This window comes from Pseudoalteromonas sp. AWM4_233 (assembly GCF_056158285.1).
This window is the reverse complement of sequence record NZ_JBSWSZ010000001.1, coordinates 934417-949695: the sequence shown is the minus strand read 5'-3', so window position 1 is coordinate 949695 and position 15279 is coordinate 934417. Positions and strand designations below refer to the sequence as shown.

18 protein-coding genes and 7 tRNA genes are annotated in these 15279 nt (G+C 40.8%); 7 read left to right on the top strand and 18 right to left on the bottom strand.

The features are described from left to right. Positions 1–9: 9 nt before the first annotated feature. The 7 genes from ACXAC4_RS04185 to ACXAC4_RS04155 form a co-directional block, all read right to left on the bottom strand. Positions 10–774, bottom strand: coding sequence for a flagellar basal body rod protein FlgF (locus tag ACXAC4_RS04185; RefSeq protein WP_475159243.1), 765 nt, complete (start codon positions 772–774; stop codon positions 10–12). A gap of 121 nt (positions 775–895) precedes the next feature. Continuing rightward, a complete protein-coding gene (flgE, locus tag ACXAC4_RS04180) occupies positions 896–2239 on the bottom strand; it encodes a flagellar hook protein FlgE (RefSeq protein WP_475159242.1) in 1344 nt (447 codons plus the stop codon). Between the two features lie 42 nt (positions 2240–2281). Further along, positions 2282–2965, bottom strand: coding sequence for a flagellar hook assembly protein FlgD (locus ACXAC4_RS04175; protein ID WP_475159240.1), 684 nt, complete (start codon positions 2963–2965; stop codon positions 2282–2284). Positions 2966–2979: 14 nt separating this feature from the next. Beyond that, complete coding sequence (gene flgC / locus ACXAC4_RS04170) at positions 2980–3414, bottom strand: flagellar basal body rod protein FlgC (RefSeq protein ID WP_058029153.1); 435 nt, start codon at positions 3412–3414, stop codon at positions 2980–2982. 2 nt (positions 3415–3416) lie between these two features. Continuing rightward, positions 3417–3827: a flagellar basal body rod protein FlgB gene (gene flgB, locus ACXAC4_RS04165; RefSeq protein WP_138483450.1), complete on the bottom strand. Its 411-nt coding sequence runs from the start codon at positions 3825–3827 to the stop codon at positions 3417–3419. A gap of 165 nt (positions 3828–3992) precedes the next feature. After that, a complete protein-coding gene (locus ACXAC4_RS04160) occupies positions 3993–4826 on the bottom strand; it encodes a CheR family methyltransferase (RefSeq protein WP_475159239.1) in 834 nt (277 codons plus the stop codon). Between the two features lie 17 nt (positions 4827–4843). After that, positions 4844–5776, bottom strand: coding sequence for a chemotaxis protein CheV (locus tag ACXAC4_RS04155; protein ID WP_138483454.1), 933 nt, complete (start codon positions 5774–5776; stop codon positions 4844–4846). 140 nt (positions 5777–5916) lie between these two features. Here ACXAC4_RS04155 and flgA point away from each other — a divergent pair, with 140 nt between their 5' ends. The 3 genes from flgA (at position 5917) to flgN (ending at position 7436) form a co-directional block, all read left to right on the top strand. Beyond that, complete coding sequence (gene flgA / locus ACXAC4_RS04150; RefSeq protein WP_475159236.1) at positions 5917–6624, top strand: flagellar basal body P-ring formation chaperone FlgA; 708 nt, start codon at positions 5917–5919, stop codon at positions 6622–6624. Between the two features lie 67 nt (positions 6625–6691). Continuing rightward, positions 6692–7015: a flagellar biosynthesis anti-sigma factor FlgM gene (gene flgM / locus ACXAC4_RS04145; RefSeq protein ID WP_349287126.1), complete on the top strand. Its 324-nt coding sequence runs from the start codon at positions 6692–6694 to the stop codon at positions 7013–7015. Beyond that, complete coding sequence (gene flgN / locus ACXAC4_RS04140) at positions 7008–7436, top strand: flagellar export chaperone FlgN (RefSeq protein ID WP_475159234.1); 429 nt, start codon at positions 7008–7010, stop codon at positions 7434–7436. Before flgM ends, flgN begins: the two co-directional genes overlap by 8 nt. A 30-nt stretch (positions 7437–7466) precedes the next feature. Here the strand turns inward: flgN and ACXAC4_RS04135 are convergent, their stop codons facing one another. Continuing rightward, the gene (locus ACXAC4_RS04135) at positions 7467–7934 is read right to left on the bottom strand and encodes an LPP20 family lipoprotein (protein WP_475159233.1); all 468 of its coding nucleotides are present in this window, start codon (positions 7932–7934) and stop codon (positions 7467–7469) included. A 107-nt stretch (positions 7935–8041) separates the two neighbouring features. Between ACXAC4_RS04135 and ACXAC4_RS04130 the strand changes: the two genes are divergently transcribed. Together ACXAC4_RS04130 and ACXAC4_RS04125 are read left to right on the top strand one after the other, a co-directional pair. Further along, positions 8042–9232, top strand: coding sequence for a flagellar assembly protein T N-terminal domain-containing protein (locus tag ACXAC4_RS04130; protein WP_475159232.1), 1191 nt, complete (start codon positions 8042–8044; stop codon positions 9230–9232). A 131-nt stretch (positions 9233–9363) separates the two neighbouring features. Next, positions 9364–10089 carry a glutathione peroxidase gene (locus ACXAC4_RS04125; RefSeq protein ID WP_475159230.1) on the top strand — a complete coding sequence of 242 codons (726 nt, stop codon included), beginning with the start codon at positions 9364–9366 and terminating at the stop codon, positions 10087–10089. Positions 10090–10218: 129 nt separating this feature from the next. On the opposite strand, the gene ACXAC4_RS04120 is transcribed toward ACXAC4_RS04125, so the two are convergent. From ACXAC4_RS04120 to dnaQ, 9 genes are all read right to left on the bottom strand, one after another. Next, positions 10219–10295, bottom strand: a tRNA-Asp gene (locus ACXAC4_RS04120). A gap of 52 nt (positions 10296–10347) precedes the next feature. Next, positions 10348–10424: transfer RNA gene (locus ACXAC4_RS04115), tRNA-Asp, on the bottom strand. 28 nt (positions 10425–10452) lie between these two features. After that, positions 10453–10529, bottom strand: a tRNA-Asp gene (locus ACXAC4_RS04110). A 27-nt stretch (positions 10530–10556) separates the two neighbouring features. After that, positions 10557–10633 (bottom strand) — tRNA-Asp (locus tag ACXAC4_RS04105). A gap of 24 nt (positions 10634–10657) precedes the next feature. After that, positions 10658–10734 (bottom strand) — tRNA-Asp (locus tag ACXAC4_RS04100). 38 nt (positions 10735–10772) lie between these two features. Beyond that, positions 10773–10849: transfer RNA gene (locus ACXAC4_RS04095), tRNA-Asp, on the bottom strand. A 27-nt stretch (positions 10850–10876) separates the two neighbouring features. Beyond that, positions 10877–10953 (bottom strand) — tRNA-Asp (locus tag ACXAC4_RS04090). Positions 10954–11051: 98 nt separating this feature from the next. Further along, positions 11052–12416 (bottom strand): TIGR03503 family protein, encoded by a 1365-nt coding sequence (locus ACXAC4_RS04085; RefSeq protein ID WP_475159229.1) that lies wholly within the window; start codon positions 12414–12416, stop codon positions 11052–11054. Between the two features lie 12 nt (positions 12417–12428). Beyond that, positions 12429–13139: a DNA polymerase III subunit epsilon gene (gene dnaQ / locus ACXAC4_RS04080; RefSeq protein WP_475159227.1), complete on the bottom strand. Its 711-nt coding sequence runs from the start codon at positions 13137–13139 to the stop codon at positions 12429–12431. Between the two features lie 70 nt (positions 13140–13209). On the opposite strand from dnaQ, the gene rnhA reads away from it, so the two are divergent. Continuing rightward, complete coding sequence (rnhA, locus tag ACXAC4_RS04075) at positions 13210–13677, top strand: ribonuclease HI (protein WP_475159226.1); 468 nt, start codon at positions 13210–13212, stop codon at positions 13675–13677. An 8-nt stretch (positions 13678–13685) separates the two neighbouring features. On the opposite strand, the gene ACXAC4_RS04070 is transcribed toward rnhA, so the two are convergent. Beyond that, complete coding sequence (locus ACXAC4_RS04070) at positions 13686–14438, bottom strand: class I SAM-dependent methyltransferase (RefSeq protein WP_475159225.1); 753 nt, start codon at positions 14436–14438, stop codon at positions 13686–13688. A gap of 51 nt (positions 14439–14489) precedes the next feature. Between ACXAC4_RS04070 and gloB the strand changes: the two genes are divergently transcribed. Further along, the gene (gloB, locus tag ACXAC4_RS04065) at positions 14490–15251 is read left to right on the top strand and encodes a hydroxyacylglutathione hydrolase (protein WP_475159223.1); all 762 of its coding nucleotides are present in this window, start codon (positions 14490–14492) and stop codon (positions 15249–15251) included. The last annotated feature ends 28 nt before the right edge of the window (positions 15252–15279 follow it).

Sequence of the window (15279 nt, the reverse complement as noted above, 5' to 3'; positions counted from 1 at the left end):
CCTCACTCATCATACTATACGAAGAAGAGTGACATGCTTTTCATCCATCTCTTCTGCTTTTTTCATTAACTTCATTTGCATTTCGAATTGACGTTGATGGTTAATCATGTCTGTCATTTCATGTACAGGATTGACATTAGACATCTCTAACATGCCACTCATGACTCGAGCTGTTGGAGATATGTCACAAAAACCACAAAAGCCATCTTCTAATGCCTCTTCTTTGGGGCGGAACAAGCCATCATTGCCTTTTTGCAGTTTACTATTATCAGCCTCGATAATTTTCAGCCTATCAACTACTTCTAAAAAGTTAGCTGGTGCACCTTGAGGACGAACTTGAATTGAGCCATCGTCACTAAACACCACTTTATCAACCGGTACAGGTAAAATTATTGGACCACCTTCGCCAATTACTTGACGGCCATGGCTTGTTACTAATGCGCCATCTGTCTTAATATTTAATGTACCAACTTTGGTATATGCTTCTTCACCAGAAGCATCAAGCACACTGATCCAAGATTTTTGGTCTACCGCTATGTCTAGGTCTCTGCCTGTTTCAACAACTGCACCCATAGTCATATTGGTGCCTGGGCGCTCTTGCATCGCAAACACCCGTGTTGGTAAACCTTCTCCAAACGCTTGCATTGAACGCGCTTGAGCAAAGTCAGCTTTAAAGCCTGTGGTATTGGCATTGGCTAGGTTATTCGCTTTTAATGCCACACCGCGCAAACTTTGTTTGGCGCCCGACATTGCGATATACAGCATTTTATCCATTACATTGGCCTAAAAATTAATCTTAAACCTATTAAAGCAATAAAAGTGCCAACCTAATTTTGACGTTTAAAAAAGAAAAAAAGGCCGCTGTTGCGGCCTTGATGAAAGAGGGTTTAAGTGATTATCGGATCTGTAGAATGTTCTGTTGTAGCGTCGAGTTAACTTCTAAGGCACGAGAGTTAGCCTGGAAGTTACGTTGAGCACTAATCAAATCTACGAGCTCGTTTGTAAGGTTAACGTTCGATTGCTCTAAAGCAGAAGAGTTAATTGTACCCAATGTACCTGAACCAGGTTCACCTGCGATTGGCTCACCTGAGGTTAAACTTTTCTTCCAAGCTGTACCACCTACCTGAGATAAACCTTGTGAGTTTGAGAAACGAACCATGGCAACTTGGCCAAGGAAAGCAGTATCACCATTTGAATAAGACGCAACAACTTTACCGTCAGCACCAATATCAATACCTGCTAAACGACCAACTGTTGCACCATCTTGCTCTAACGCTTTAACCTCAAAACGGCTTGCATACTGTGTAGGTAATTTATTTGCGGTATTACCTTCATCACTCCAATTTACTGTGATGTTATTTGGAAACTGTGCACCATTCGTTAATCGTTGCGACAGACCAGTAGTACCTGTCGATAAAATATTGATATCAGGAAAAGTTGTTTCTGGTGCAGTTACATCTGGCAGACCTGCAGCAGTGAATTGCAAGGTATCAATTGGTGTATGTGCACCAGTTGCAGTTTCATTACCATTGATATCAATGGGGATCTCATCCATTGTTGCGAATACTTGCCAAGAGTTATTAGCAACAGCTGGATCTTGTTTCACAAAGAAAAACTGTACAACATGTGGCTCACCTAACGAATCATAAATGGTCGTTGATGTTGATGAGTTATAACTTGTACTATCGCCTGGATCGAACGTTGTAGTTGATGGTGCACCAGCACGTGAATCTAAATTCATTGAACTATAAATGTTTGACGTGTGACGAGGCGAACCAGATGCGTCAGGAATTTGAATTGGAGAAGCAGTACTCAGGCTCAGTGATGTTGTATTACCCGTACCAGGGTCAACCGGAAAGCCTTGTAAGTAATTACCTGCGGCATCGGTTACGAAGTTATCTTTATTAAGCTTAAACGCACCTGCACGCGTATAGGTATAATCTTGTGAAGCAATATCTTCACTCATTGCAAAGTAGCCTTCACCCGTAATCGCTAAATCTAACGAATTTTGGGTAAATTTAAGCGAGCCTTGGTGAAACTGCTGAGCAACCATAGTCGTTTGAGCACCATCACCGTTTTTAGTTTTGCCTGAACTAAATACTGAAGATGCATATACATCTGCAAATTCTGCACGAGACTCTTTGAAACCTGTCGTGTTAACGTTAGCAATGTTGTTTGCTGTGACATCTAAGTCTTTTTGTGCCGCAGCTAATCCTGTTAATGCAATATTGAAACTCATGTTTTCACCTCTTTCACTTAAATTTACTTAAGTACTTAAATTCTATGCTATCTCTGCGACGTCTGATAATTTCACTGCGCCAGAGCTCGTATTAACAATGATGCCGTTAGCACCGTTTACGTTAACACTGTCAATGTTTTTAAAAGTGGCCATGGGTAAACTTGTATATTCGCCATTTAAGCTACCCTCAGCCTTAATTTTGTAATTACCTGCTGGCATGGTTTCTCCGTCACCGTTTTTACCATCCCACTCAAAGCGGATCGCACCAGCTTTTTGAGCTCCCATATCTATCTGACGAACTAGTTGACCTTTGTCATCAAATATACTGACCGTTAATTTCTCTACAGGACTTTGGGCTATAATTGAGCCTTTTGCTAATTGGTCATCACCAAAGTCTATTGAATCCGATTCTAATAGCGCTTTTTTACCGACTAACGTAGATGCCTGTAATGCCGAGTTTGAGGTCATTGAAGCTGACAACAAGTCGAATTTTTCATTTAAACCAGAAATACCTTCGGCCATCGTAAAGTTCGTCATCTGCGAAATCATTTGGTCATTATCAGCAGGTTTACTCGGGTCTTGATAAGACAGTTGCTGAGTAAGTAGCGAAAAGAAGTCTTCTTGCGTCAATGCATCGTTTTTCTTATCGCTCTGCGTTGTTTTATTTTGCTCAGACCAACGTAACGAATCCATATATGAAGATGCGGCATTAATATCGTTACTCATCGGCTATACTCCCACTAGCGCTGACCAAGTAATAAAGTTTTGCTGAGCATTTGCTTGGCTGCGTCAGCAACTTGGACATTGGTTTGGTACGAACGTGAAGCAGAGATCATGTTTGCCATTTCTTCTACTACATTCACATTTGGCTTATAGATGTACCCGTCTTTGTCAGCACTAGGGTGATTAGGGTTGTACTCAACCTGTAATGGCTTATCACTCTCTACTATGCCTAGCACTTTCACTCCTACCGATGCATTTAGCTGGCTTGGATCATGTGCCTCAGACGCTTTGGTCAGTTCAGCTGCAAATACAGGGTGTCGCGCTCGATAAACTTTATCTTGGCTAGAACTGATGCTATTGGCATTTGAAATATTACTCGCAGTGGTATTCAATCGAATATTTTGAGCACTCATTCCTGAGCCTGCTATATCGAAAACATTATATAAGCTCATGGTTATGCTCCTTGACTACCTAGGGCTTTCTTTAGCCCTTTAAACTTGCCAGTTAAAAATTGCAAACTTGCCTGATACTCTAATGCGTTTTGTACATACAAGTTTCGTTCCACTTGTATATCAACTGAGTTACCATCACCTGTATCTGCTTGATTTGGATTACGAAATAGCTCAACACTACTATTTAACTGGCTGCCACCATGTAGATGTTTACTGTCTGTTCTTTGCATCATGTTGCCACGTTGCTGAGACGACTTTGCCGCTTTGAATGCCTGTGCAAAGTCGATATCTTTTGCTTTGTATCCTGGTGTGTCTGCGTTCGCAATATTACTTGCTAACATCTCTGCACGTTGTGAACGTATCAACATAGTATGCTGATGAACCCCAAGTGCTTTATCAAAACTAATTGCCATGACACGACTCCAAAAATTTGACTCCACGAAGTAGAAGCAATAAGCGGGCCAATATAAAACCACTTTATTTCAATAGGTTAGAAGAGTAATGTATAGGTAGAAAGGTTTGAGGAGAAATGACTAAGATATAAAAAAAGCGGCAAGTAGGTTGCCGCTTAGTATTTATTATGTTTTCTTACGGTAAATAATCCCTGGATTACATCGGATCATTTCGAATTCATCACTTAGCCCTGCCATCGACTCGGATGCCCCTAAAAACAAATACCCTCTAGGGTTCAGAGCCTGAGCGAACTGTGAAATAATCTTAGCTTTGACTTCTGGCGAAAAGTAAATCAGTACATTTCTGCAAAAGATAACATCAAATTTCCCCATCAAAGAGTAGGAATCGAGCAAGTTAAGGTGCCTAAAATTAACCATTCTCTTTATTGGATCAACAACTCGCGCCATGCCGTTGCCACTGTCTTGAAAAAACTTTTGACGACGTTCAACTGACAACCCTCGTGCCAAAGCCAATGAGTCATACTCTGCGTTTTTACACATATCAAGCATGGTATTTGATATGTCAGTCCCGACAATTTGCACACCCATTTTCAGTGCACCAGGGTTTTGAGATTGATACTCCTGTGTCGACATCGCAATAGAGTATGGCTCCTGCCCTGAAGAGCTTGCCGCTGACCAGATTTTTAAGCCCCTACGGGTGTCTTTCAATTCTGGGTAAATTTTACTTTTTAACAACTCAAAAGGATAAGTATCTCTAAACCAGAGAGTTTCGTTTGTGGTCATGGCATCAACAACTGCAGCCCTTAGCTGACGTTCATGAGGGCTCAATGTTTTAGCGACAAGCGCAGAAAGAGAGTCTACCCCAAAGCGAGCCATCAACGGAGCTAAACGGCTTTTTACCAAATAAAGTTTGTTATCTCCAAGAACAATCCCGCACTGCTGCTCTAAGAAGGTTCTAAACTGGTCATATTCGCCTTGTTGAAGGTTTTTATTTTCCAAGATACTACCGCCGTTATCTAATCACAATGGACCCATTTTTTAACCGCTGTTGCTAATTCATCAGGGTTAAACTTTGCAATAAAATCATCAGCGCCAACTTTTTCAATCATAGCCTGATTAAACACCCCACTTAGTGAAGTGTGTAAGATTACATGCAAAGGGGCTAATTTTGGATCTGCTTTAATTTCAGCAGTTAACGTATAGCCATCCATTTCAGGCATTTCTACATCTGAAATAAGCAGGCCTACACGCTCAGTTATGTCATTTTGACAATCAACTTCTGCAATCTCTTTTAGCCTAATTAAAGCTTCTTTACCATTTTTTGCTAATTCTGTTTGAACACCTAATGGCTCCAAAGCACGCTTGACTTGATTTCTTGCAACTGCAGAGTCATCTGCGATAAATACAATTCGCTCACCAAGGTCTTTTTGCATTTCACCATCAGACACTATTTCTTCGCTGACTTCAGTATTAACAGGGCATATTTCGTTGAGAATCTTTTCTACGTCTAGTATCTCGACTAGTTCGTTTTCAATTTCTGTAACTGCCGTTAAATAGGAGTACCTACCCGCACCATCTGGTGGCGGCATAATTTTTTCCCAGTTCATGTTAACGATTCTTTCAACCGCACCGACCAAAAAGCCCTGCACTGAACGGTTGTATTCAGCAATGATAATAAAACAGTCTTTAATGTTTTCGATGGGTGGACCACCCACAGCTAAAGACATGTCGATAACTGAAATAGTTTGACCACGAATATGGGCAACGCCGCGAATGTAAGAATTTGATTTCGGCATACTGGTGAGGGGCGGACACTGAAGCACTTCTCTAACTTTAAATACATTGATGCCAAATCTTTGACGACCTCTCAGTCGAAAAAGTAGCAACTCTAGGCGGTTTTGCCCAACCAACTGAGTACGCTGGTTTACAGAGTCTAAAACACCTGCCATTTCAATCTCCTACATAACGGTCATCTTGGCAATATCATACGCTTTAAAGGATACTAATCATAGAAGTACCTTGAAGGAATATGGTATTTCACGCAAAATATTTATACCTTGTTTATCAAGATAAGCATAGTCGAAACATCATGAGTTTGTTAAAAAAAACCAAATCATATGAGATTTTTTGTGCAATGGCTTGTTTTCTAGCCAGCTACATGAGCCAAGCACAAATTTATACGAACACCAACTTAGAAATGGGGGCTGAAAGGTTTATTACTCAACAAATTGAGCTAAACCCTGATATCAAAACAAACATTAAAGCATTACCATTAGATGCTCGGTTGTCTAAACGTGCGTGTGAGAGCCCTTTATCATACTCAACCAATGCCATACCGCCTTTTAACCGACAAGTTACTGTAAAAGTAAAATGTGGAGACATATCTGGCTGGACTCAATTTGTGCATGTAAGAATTGAAGAACTTCATCCTGTGATCGTTACGACTCAGGCCATTAACAAAGGAGAGCTAATTACCAGAGAATCTATCAGCATTGAATTTAAACCTAAACATTTTGTCAGGGCCAGTAATTTAGATACTGAACGATATCTACTTGGTAGTAGAAGTAAAAGAGTAATTAGAGCAGGTACCGCCATTGGACTCCATCATATCTGCATGGTTTGCAAAGGCGACAACGTCACTATTTATGCTAAAACTCGCACTTTGACGATAAAAACTACTGGCGTTGCACTCCAAGATGGGAACATTGGTGAGCAAATAAGAGTTAAAAATCAAAAGTCTGGAAAAACTATCTCAGCAAGAGTAAAAGATGTAGAATCTGTAGAGGTTAATATTTAATTTTTTTGCTAAAGTTATACACTAATAGGCCGATAGTAAGGCATGAGTAATTTTAGGGTCAATTATCATGGTTAATAATGTAAAAGGGCAACCTCAGTCCAACAGCACGCTTAATAATATTAAGCAACAAAAAGCTGAATTACAAAAATCGGATGCTAATCAAGCAGCTGTTGTAGCTAAAGCTCCCCAGAAGGCTGCAACTGATTCTGTAAGTTTAACGCCGCAAGCACAACAACTTAAGAGCTTGCAAGAAAAAGCACAGCAGCAACCAGCTTTTGACAGTAAAAAGGTTGAAGAGCTTAAAAAAGCGATAAGCGAAGGTAAGTATCAAGTCGATGCTGAAAAGCTTGCAAAGAATATTGCCGCATTCGAGTTTGATGTGTATGGATGATCAAATTAATCTTTGTCATCACAAGTTAGAAAATCAGATACAGCATCTAAACGCTTTGACCCAGCTCTTAGATGCTGAGCTAGAATGTCTTGCCAGCAAAAAGGGCGATGGCCTTAAAGACATCGCTCGTGAAAAACTTACTCTTCTCAATTCCATTCAAAAACTAGATAAAGAAATTTCAGGCTTTAACAAAGATATTTTTCAAATCGAACAAATTACACCTTTAACCAACGCAGTTAACTCTTTGCTTTTAAAGTGTAAGAAACAAAATGATGTTAACGCCCAAGCCGCCCATCAAGCTCAGCTTGCGGTACGAGAATTAAAAGACATAATTATCGGTGCGCCTACCTCCATCACATACGGACAAGATGGTGGGGTCGTCAGCGCGAACTCTGAGTTAGTTAAAAACCTCAAAGCCTAATTCTTAAAAAGTGAAATACCACTTACTTTATTAGTAGTAAATCACTCGCTTTACTTTTCTTGGTTTTATAGCACTAATGTATAATTCATGTACTTTTTTCATATCTAGCTCTAATTCTGTCGCGTATGTATCACCGACAGAGTAAGTTTTCACTATTTTAGCACCTTTAATTAAACCGCCGACTTTACTCGATAACCCATCTGTTTGCGCAATTGCCCCTTTTACAGTCATCGTTGATGTGAGCTTTTGACCGTGTACTTGCTCAGCTAGTTCTCTATATGCTTCTAATTTAGACACTTTAATTGCCATCAGCATCTTTTGCGCATCCGATTCACCTGGCTGATTGCTTAAAGGCGCATACCCTACAGCTCGTAAAACAGGATAGTAATCCGGCTCTTCGTAGGTATACTCTATATGTTTATCAAATACTGAACTACAGCCAGTAATTAGAATAGAACATGTTACCAATGATGAATAAAAAACGTTTTTCGCTTTCATAATAAACACACCAAATTAAAGTCTGCTAATTCAATGCATTTTTCACGCCAACAAAGCTGGTACGTCTATTGCTTTTGATCTTTTAAGCAAATCAGTTTGGAATAGAGATGATGAAACATATTCTGATAATTGTACTACTTGTATTCTGCGCTCATGTAAAAGCGGAATGGTTTGAGGTAGTCGGTTATGGCGGCATAGTTGATGGTGATACGTCTTCAGCAAGACAAATGGCTGTCAAAGATGCGATCACCCAAGCTTTGATATTCTCTGGGGCTACGGTGTCTAGCGTTCAAACAGTTGCCGATGGTGTTCTCGAGCAAGATGAATTAAAGATCAAAACCCATGGTCAGATACAACATGTGAACTTAATAAATGAACAACAACAAGGCGAACAATACTCTGTCACGCTACATCTAGATATTATTCCTCAGCAAGCACAGTGTCTTGAGTCAAAATTTAATAAACAGATTACTGTCACACAAAGCCAATTGACACACCCAGATCAAGCTAGGCTAGGTCAAATTTTTGACATACCCAAAGCCAGTTCACAGCGTTTATTTAATACTTTAAACGAACGAAATTTAGGCGTAAAAATGATCCCATATATTGATCGAAAACTAGATGTCAGGGCATTCTTTGCACAACAGTTTGAATATAACGCCAACTTAATTGACACGTTAAGTCGCAGTAGTAACAGTCAGTATGTGTTGCTGAGTCAAATAACAGATATTTCTCAAGGCAGAAAAATGAACAACGATTACGCATTTTGGGAAAGTGAAGCCTTTATGCGCAACTTTAAAATTGATTTTGCGCTATTTGATTCACAAACAAATGATCAAGTCTGGTCTCAGCATTACAGCACTCAGGGTATTTGGCCACATAAAAAAACTCAGATTGTGAATGTAAATAGTGAGGAGTTTTGGCGAACCGATTATGGTCAAAAGATTCAAACTATTTACAATAAGGTGAGTCAAGATTTGAACACCGCTGTAAGTTGTCTTAAGACAACAGGTAAAATATTAATGATCGACTCTGATAGAGTGGTGATTAACTTAGGACAAAGCCATGGGCTTGAAGCGGGGCAAGTACTTTCAATCCTTCACAGAAGCAATTTGACTGCGGCAAATGGTATGCAGTTTTCACATCATATTCAAACCATTGAACAAGTTGTAGTAGAGCAAGTGAATGCGCAAAGTGCCATCGCTAGAAACTTAAGTGACAGGCCTTTGAGTAATATTCAGCTTAATGACGTCATTAAGGTGGTTGTTAAAGAGCCTGAATCATTCACGTTAAAATAACTTCATATACCCACAATTCAAGCAATAAGATAAGGGTAATCTAGTTTTTAGATTGCCCTTATTTGTTTTACTTACTTTAATCTAAATGTGCATTATAGATAATAAGGGCATTCAACTATGAGGAAATTAATATGCTAGAAAATCGTGAAGGACAAACTGTACCCTCTGTATCATTTCCTGTGAGAATTGGTAATGATTGGCATACCGTCACAACAGAGCAACTTTTTAAAGGCAAGACAGTCGTAGTATTCTCCTTACCAGGCGCTTTTACTCCAACCTGTTCATCGACACACTTACCACGTTATAACGAGCTGGCAAATGCATTCAAACAAAATAGCGTTGATGACATAATTTGTTTATCAGTCAACGATACCTTTGTTATGAACGCCTGGGCGAAAGATCAAGAAGCTGACAACATCACCCTACTCCCTGATGGTAATGGAGAGTTCACGGACGGGATGGGCATGCTTGTCGATAAGGCTGACTTAGGCTTTGGTAAACGAAGCTGGCGTTACTCTATGCTGGTTAAAGATGGTGTTATTGAAAAAATGTTCATTGAGCCTGATGTACCTGGAGATCCTTTCGAAGTTTCGGATGCCGATACCATGCTTGATTACATCAACCCAGAGTGTGAAAAGCCTCAGCCTGTGAGCTTGTTTACCAAACCTGGATGTGGCTATTGTGAGAAAGCTAAAGCACACCTGATCAGTAAAGGCATCCAATTCGAAGAGATTGTATTAGGCCGTGACGCTAGCCTAACAAGTTTGAAAGCGATTTCAGGCCAAGAAACAGTGCCGCAAGCATTTATCTCTGGAAACTATATTGGTGACTCAGAAGCGATACTGTCGCATTTCTGATGACTAGTTCAAGCTGTTGATAATACTCTATTAAGCAAATTAAATTAAGCTAAAGATAACAAGGAAGTTATTTTGCTGCGATTAAATATAGAAGTTTAGGGTAGTAGTGATATGAATAATCAAAATGAGTGGCGGAGTGGACGGGACTCGAACCCGCGACCCCCGGCGTGACAGGCCGGTATTCTAACCAACTGAACTACCACTCCGCAGTGGTGGGTATTTATAGAGCCAGTTCTGGTGTGACTCTTAGATATCTAATGGCGGAGTGGACGGGACTCGAACCCGCGACCCCCGGCGTGACAGGCCGGTATTCTAACCAACTGAACTACCACTCCGCAGAGATATCTTATTTTTCATTTGCATTGGCGGAGTGGACGGGACTCGAACCCGCGACCCCCGGCGTGACAGGCCGGTATTCTAACCAACTGAACTACCACTCCACGAGCAAATAATTTCGATTAAAACGTTGGCGGAGTGGACGGGACTCGAACCCGCGACCCCCGGCGTGACAGGCCGGTATTCTAACCAACTGAACTACCACTCCACTGAGTTTTAATCTTTCCCTAATTGGCGGAGTGGACGGGACTCGAACCCGCGACCCCCGGCGTGACAGGCCGGTATTCTAACCAACTGAACTACCACTCCACACTTAGGAAAGGGTGCCTAAAGGCATTTTGTAAGATTGGCGGAGTGGACGGGACTCGAACCCGCGACCCCCGGCGTGACAGGCCGGTATTCTAACCAACTGAACTACCACTCCAGCGCGACTTACAAATTTTAGAATAATTGGCGGAGTGGACGGGACTCGAACCCGCGACCCCCGGCGTGACAGGCCGGTATTCTAACCAACTGAACTACCACTCCGCTTCATTCTTGTTGTCAGGTTGCTCCCTGACAGCGGCGTGAATAATACGAATCGACCTGTTTAGAGTCAACTGTTTTTTTTAAAAAAACTGTCTTTTTTAGTCTCCATCCATAGAAAGGTTCAAAATATCACCTGATTTGTTATTTTTTGAACCATTCGTATCATTTGCGTTATCTTTGTCGCCACCCTGTTCTGTTGTCGACTGCTTTTTCTTGAATGACGGTAATTTAATTTTCAGCTTAATTGGCTTCTTCTGAACAAAGATTCTGATCACCAACCAACCAATTAACATCACAAAAATATTTCCAACTGCGATAATGCCTATTAAAGCGCCGGTACTCAATGATGGTTCAGGCTCTGGGGGAGGCAATTTAGCAAGTAAAGGGTTTATTTTGGGCGCTTGTAACTCAGGCACCTTCTCAATTGGCCTTTCAATCTCAAAGTTATACATAGGTAACTTGGCCATAAACTCCCGACCATTGATATTTTCACCGAAAACAGAAAACTCGATTTGATAGCGACCCCAATCGTAATTACTCACTTCTAATTTGCGGTAAAGACGTGCTTCTGGGTTAATCGTAAAAATTTGCTCTTCCCCATTTGGATAAAAGATCTTGCCTTGAAAAATAACTGTTTCAGGTTTAATGATATTTTGATCTAACTTAATCAACAGTTCATGACTGGCTGTAGCATTACTGGCGAGCGTCAAATCAAACTCAAAGGGGGGCTCTGCAATAACGATAGGCGCTTGTACCACCCTTCGTTTCAGAATGGGCGTTTCAATATAGAACTCTGGTTGCCACTCACCGGCAGGAAAAACAAGTTTAAATTCTCCGGTAAAAATACCGTCCATCGGTCTTTCATCAAATTCGCGACCATCATCTTTGAATTCGGTCACACTTTGTGTGCCAGCCCCAAAATTGTCATATTGATCATTGTTAGTACTCACGAACTCGACGATTAGGCTGACCACATCTCGAAAATAGCCGACATCGATAGGCTTATCATCGTTCGTTACTTGACCTGTCACTTTGAGAGTTTCTCCCCTAAACATCAGCTTAGGTAATGGCTCTACCGCCAGCTCAATGTCACCTAACACCATAATTCGGCTATCGGGTTGCACTCTACCTATTACCTGCCAAGGACCTGGCGTTGGGTTTTCTATGGTAATAAGGTCATAGCTTGCTTCATCGTACCACTCTAGCATTTCATCTTTCATAGCATGATGCGCGTAATATTTACTGCCATCAGGCTTAACTAAGATAACCGCTGGGGAGCCTGGCTTTCGAAAGAAAAGCAGTGTAATTTTTTCGACTTTATGATCAATACGGAAGCGGTTATCTAATAGCGGCACTTCATTTACTTTGCGATTATTCTTCAACAACGTAATCGACGGGGTTGTTGTGAGTGCAATACATTCATGAACAAACAATAAGAGCAGCACTAACAATAATCGCTTCATATAAAATTTACCTTAATTTTGTTGCCAAAGAGTCTCGCCATTTTTATTAACGACTTTCAGCCTTTCTTCATGCTCTATTACTTCATCGGCAGAAGCTTTAACAACTTTAAGTGCCGGACGGTTATCAGCCAAACGTCTAATACTGGTGTTATCAGTTTGCGATGTGTCTTCGGTATTATTCGCCAAGTTCATTTTTACTTGACCACCCGTCATCGCTAAATAAACATCAGCTAAAATCTCGGAATCCAGTAATGCGCCGTGCAGGGTACGTTTTGAATTATCGATGTCATAACGTCGGCACAATGCATCTAAGCTATTCTTCTGACCTGGGTGCAGATTTCTCGCCATAACAAGCGTATCAAGCACTTCGCAATAGTCATGAGTGTTAGGATAACCTTGCTGTAACAGCGCAAATTCATTATCCATAAAGCCAACGTCGAACGGCGCGTTATGAATAATGAGCTCTGCGCCCTTGATATATTCGAAGAACTCTTGTGCTACTTGATGATAAAGCGGCTTATCTCTGAGAAATTCATTGGTAATACCGTGGACATCGATTGCCTCATCTTCAATATCACGCTGAGGGTTGATGTACACATGAAAGTTATTTCCTGTTAAACGGCGATTAATGAGTTCAACACACCCAATTTCAATGATCCTATGCCCTGCTTTCGGATCGATACCTGTGGTTTCAGTATCCAGGACTATTTGTCTCTTTAACATATCGTCTGCCTGTTAACTTTGCTATTGTTAGCAACTAATCACTTTATTCTACATAAAAACAGGCTAATTCGTGCAAAAAAGCGTAGAGATTTATACCGATGGTTCATGTTTAGGCAATCCCGGACCTGGTGGGTATGGCATTTATCTTCATTATCAAGGCCATGAAAAAACGCTTTCTCAAGGCTATAAACTCACTACTAATAATAGAATGGAGATGCTCGCTGCCATTGTTGCACTCGAAACTCTTAAACGATCTTGTACAGTCGTGCTACATACCGACAGCCAATATGTTAAACAAGGTATCGAGTCTTGGGTTGCAGGTTGGAAAAAGCGTAACTGGCTCACTTCCGCAAAGAAGCCAGTTAAAAACGTTGATTTATGGAAGCGCCTCGATGAGGCCTGTCAAAGACATGACATAGAGTGGCGTTGGGTAAAAGGTCACAGTGGCAATAAATATAATGAAATCGTAGATGACTTGGCCAGAGAAGCTGCGGGTAGTTCAAAACTGCTTGAAGATAAAGGATATCAAGCAGCTTAAATTTGTTGTTAGTTCGACTTGTTTCGAGTTTGTCTAAGCCCCGCATTTTTAACCGCAGGTGCCCATTTGGGCCTTGCGTGCCACTTAGGTTTAATTGGTGTTAAAGGTGCGACCCGCTTTCGTGCCACCAGCATATAACAGCTGCCCATGGGTTTTAAATAATGACGACAAAAACGCCGCCAAGGCGCAAAACGAGATAAACGGCTGCCACGAGCCAACGATGCATAGACAAAGCGCTCATCACTAATTATTTCGAACCCCAATAAATCTAACCAATCTTTTACTCGTGCAGGGGTAAAAAAACGCCCTGACCACGGCAGCTTTTGAGAACTAAACGGCAATAAATTCGCCAATCCACATAAACTGAACGGGTTAAACCCTGAAATAACCAAGTAGCCACCAGGAATTAAAGTACGATGTGCTTCACGCAGAATGTGATGAGGATCACTTTCATATTCTAAACTGTGGGCCAGCACACATACATCAACACTGTGCTCCGAAAAAGGGAGTTCATCAATTTCAGCAACCACACTGGTTTTTTTACATTGATGAGGAGATACATTCACTTGATGAGGGATCACACATTTTGATGTATCAAGTTGGCCACTTAATGAGCCTAGTTTAAGTAAGTGATATCCAAACATCCTAGGTAACCAAGCTTTCATTCTTCGCTCTAAGCCGACTTTTATATAATCGCCATGTGGAAAGTCAGACCAAGTTAATGGTTTTGGTCCAGACCGAAAACTTAATGCTGGTTTCATTATTGATGCTCGTTATACTAAACCCATCTACACTTTATAGAGCAAATACTTATGGTGCAAGTTGATCCAATTAAAGCTTTTTCTGATAACTATATCTGGGCATTGAGAAAAGAAAATAAAGTTTGGGTTGTTGACCCAGGGCAAGCTGACCCTGTATTTGATTATTTAAAACAAACTCACACAACGCTGGCTGGTATTCTAATCACCCACCATCACTGGGATCATACCAATGGCGTTGAGGCTTTACTTAAGGCGTTCAAAAACATTCCTGTTTATGGCCCTGTTCACTCTCCTTTTGAAGGTATCTCACACAAATTAAATGACAGTGATGAAATAACCATTGCCGATACAAAGTTTAAAATCATCTCAACGCCAGGACATACCTTAGATCACATTTGCTATATGAATGATGCTTTTTGCTTTACCGGTGATACTTTATTTAGCGCTGGGTGCGGGCGCTTATTTGAAGGTGATGCTGAGATGATGTGGCATTCTTTAGCAAAGTTTGCCGAATGTGACGATGATACGCTTATATACTGTACCCATGAATACACCCAAGCCAACCTTAAATTTGCTTTAGCTGTTGAACCTAACAATGCAGACTTATTAGCGTATATCGAAAAAGTACAAAAGCTTCGAGATGATAATCAGCCAAGTTTACCGACACATTTTGGTCTTGAGCGGGCTGTAAACCCCTTTTTAAGAGCCTCTGAAGAAAGTAGCCTTGTACATGTACCTAAGCATTTAATTCAAGATACAAATGAAAACTGGCAAAAATTTGCAGCTTTAAGGGCTTGGAAAGATGAATTTTAACCAAGTTACCATGTGATTACTTTAAATA

Bases quoted from the DNA above. Each gene is read 5' to 3' on its own strand.
- dnaQ (WP_475159227.1), bottom strand. From the start codon at position 13,139: ATGTTAAAGAGACAAATAGTCCTGGATACTGAAACCACAGGTATCGAT.
- ACXAC4_RS04085 (WP_475159229.1), bottom strand. From the start codon at position 12,416: ATGAAGCGATTATTGTTAGTGCTGCTCTTATTGTTTGTTCATGAATGT.
- flgA (WP_475159236.1), top strand. From the start codon at position 5,917: ATGAGTTTGTTAAAAAAAACCAAATCATATGAGATTTTTTGTGCAATG.
- flgE (WP_475159242.1), bottom strand. From the start codon at position 2,239: ATGAGTTTCAATATTGCATTAACAGGATTAGCTGCGGCACAAAAAGAC.
- flgC (WP_058029153.1), bottom strand. From the start codon at position 3,414: ATGAGCTTATATAATGTTTTCGATATAGCAGGCTCAGGAATGAGTGCT.
- ACXAC4_RS04155 (WP_138483454.1), bottom strand. From the start codon at position 5,776: ATGGCAGGTGTTTTAGACTCTGTAAACCAGCGTACTCAGTTGGTTGGG.
- flgM (WP_349287126.1), top strand. From the start codon at position 6,692: ATGGTTAATAATGTAAAAGGGCAACCTCAGTCCAACAGCACGCTTAAT.
- ACXAC4_RS04125 (WP_475159230.1), top strand. From the start codon at position 9,364: ATGCTAGAAAATCGTGAAGGACAAACTGTACCCTCTGTATCATTTCCT.
- flgB (WP_138483450.1), bottom strand. From the start codon at position 3,827: ATGGCAATTAGTTTTGATAAAGCACTTGGGGTTCATCAGCATACTATG.
- ACXAC4_RS04185 (WP_475159243.1), bottom strand. From the start codon at position 774: ATGGATAAAATGCTGTATATCGCAATGTCGGGCGCCAAACAAAGTTTG.
- ACXAC4_RS04130 (WP_475159232.1), top strand. From the start codon at position 8,042: ATGATGAAACATATTCTGATAATTGTACTACTTGTATTCTGCGCTCAT.
- flgN (WP_475159234.1), top strand. From the start codon at position 7,008: ATGGATGATCAAATTAATCTTTGTCATCACAAGTTAGAAAATCAGATA.
- ACXAC4_RS04175 (WP_475159240.1), bottom strand. From the start codon at position 2,965: ATGAGTAACGATATTAATGCCGCATCTTCATATATGGATTCGTTACGT.
- ACXAC4_RS04070 (WP_475159225.1), bottom strand. From the start codon at position 14,438: ATGAAACCAGCATTAAGTTTTCGGTCTGGACCAAAACCATTAACTTGG.
- gloB (WP_475159223.1), top strand. From the start codon at position 14,490: ATGGTGCAAGTTGATCCAATTAAAGCTTTTTCTGATAACTATATCTGG.
- ACXAC4_RS04135 (WP_475159233.1), bottom strand. From the start codon at position 7,934: ATGAAAGCGAAAAACGTTTTTTATTCATCATTGGTAACATGTTCTATT.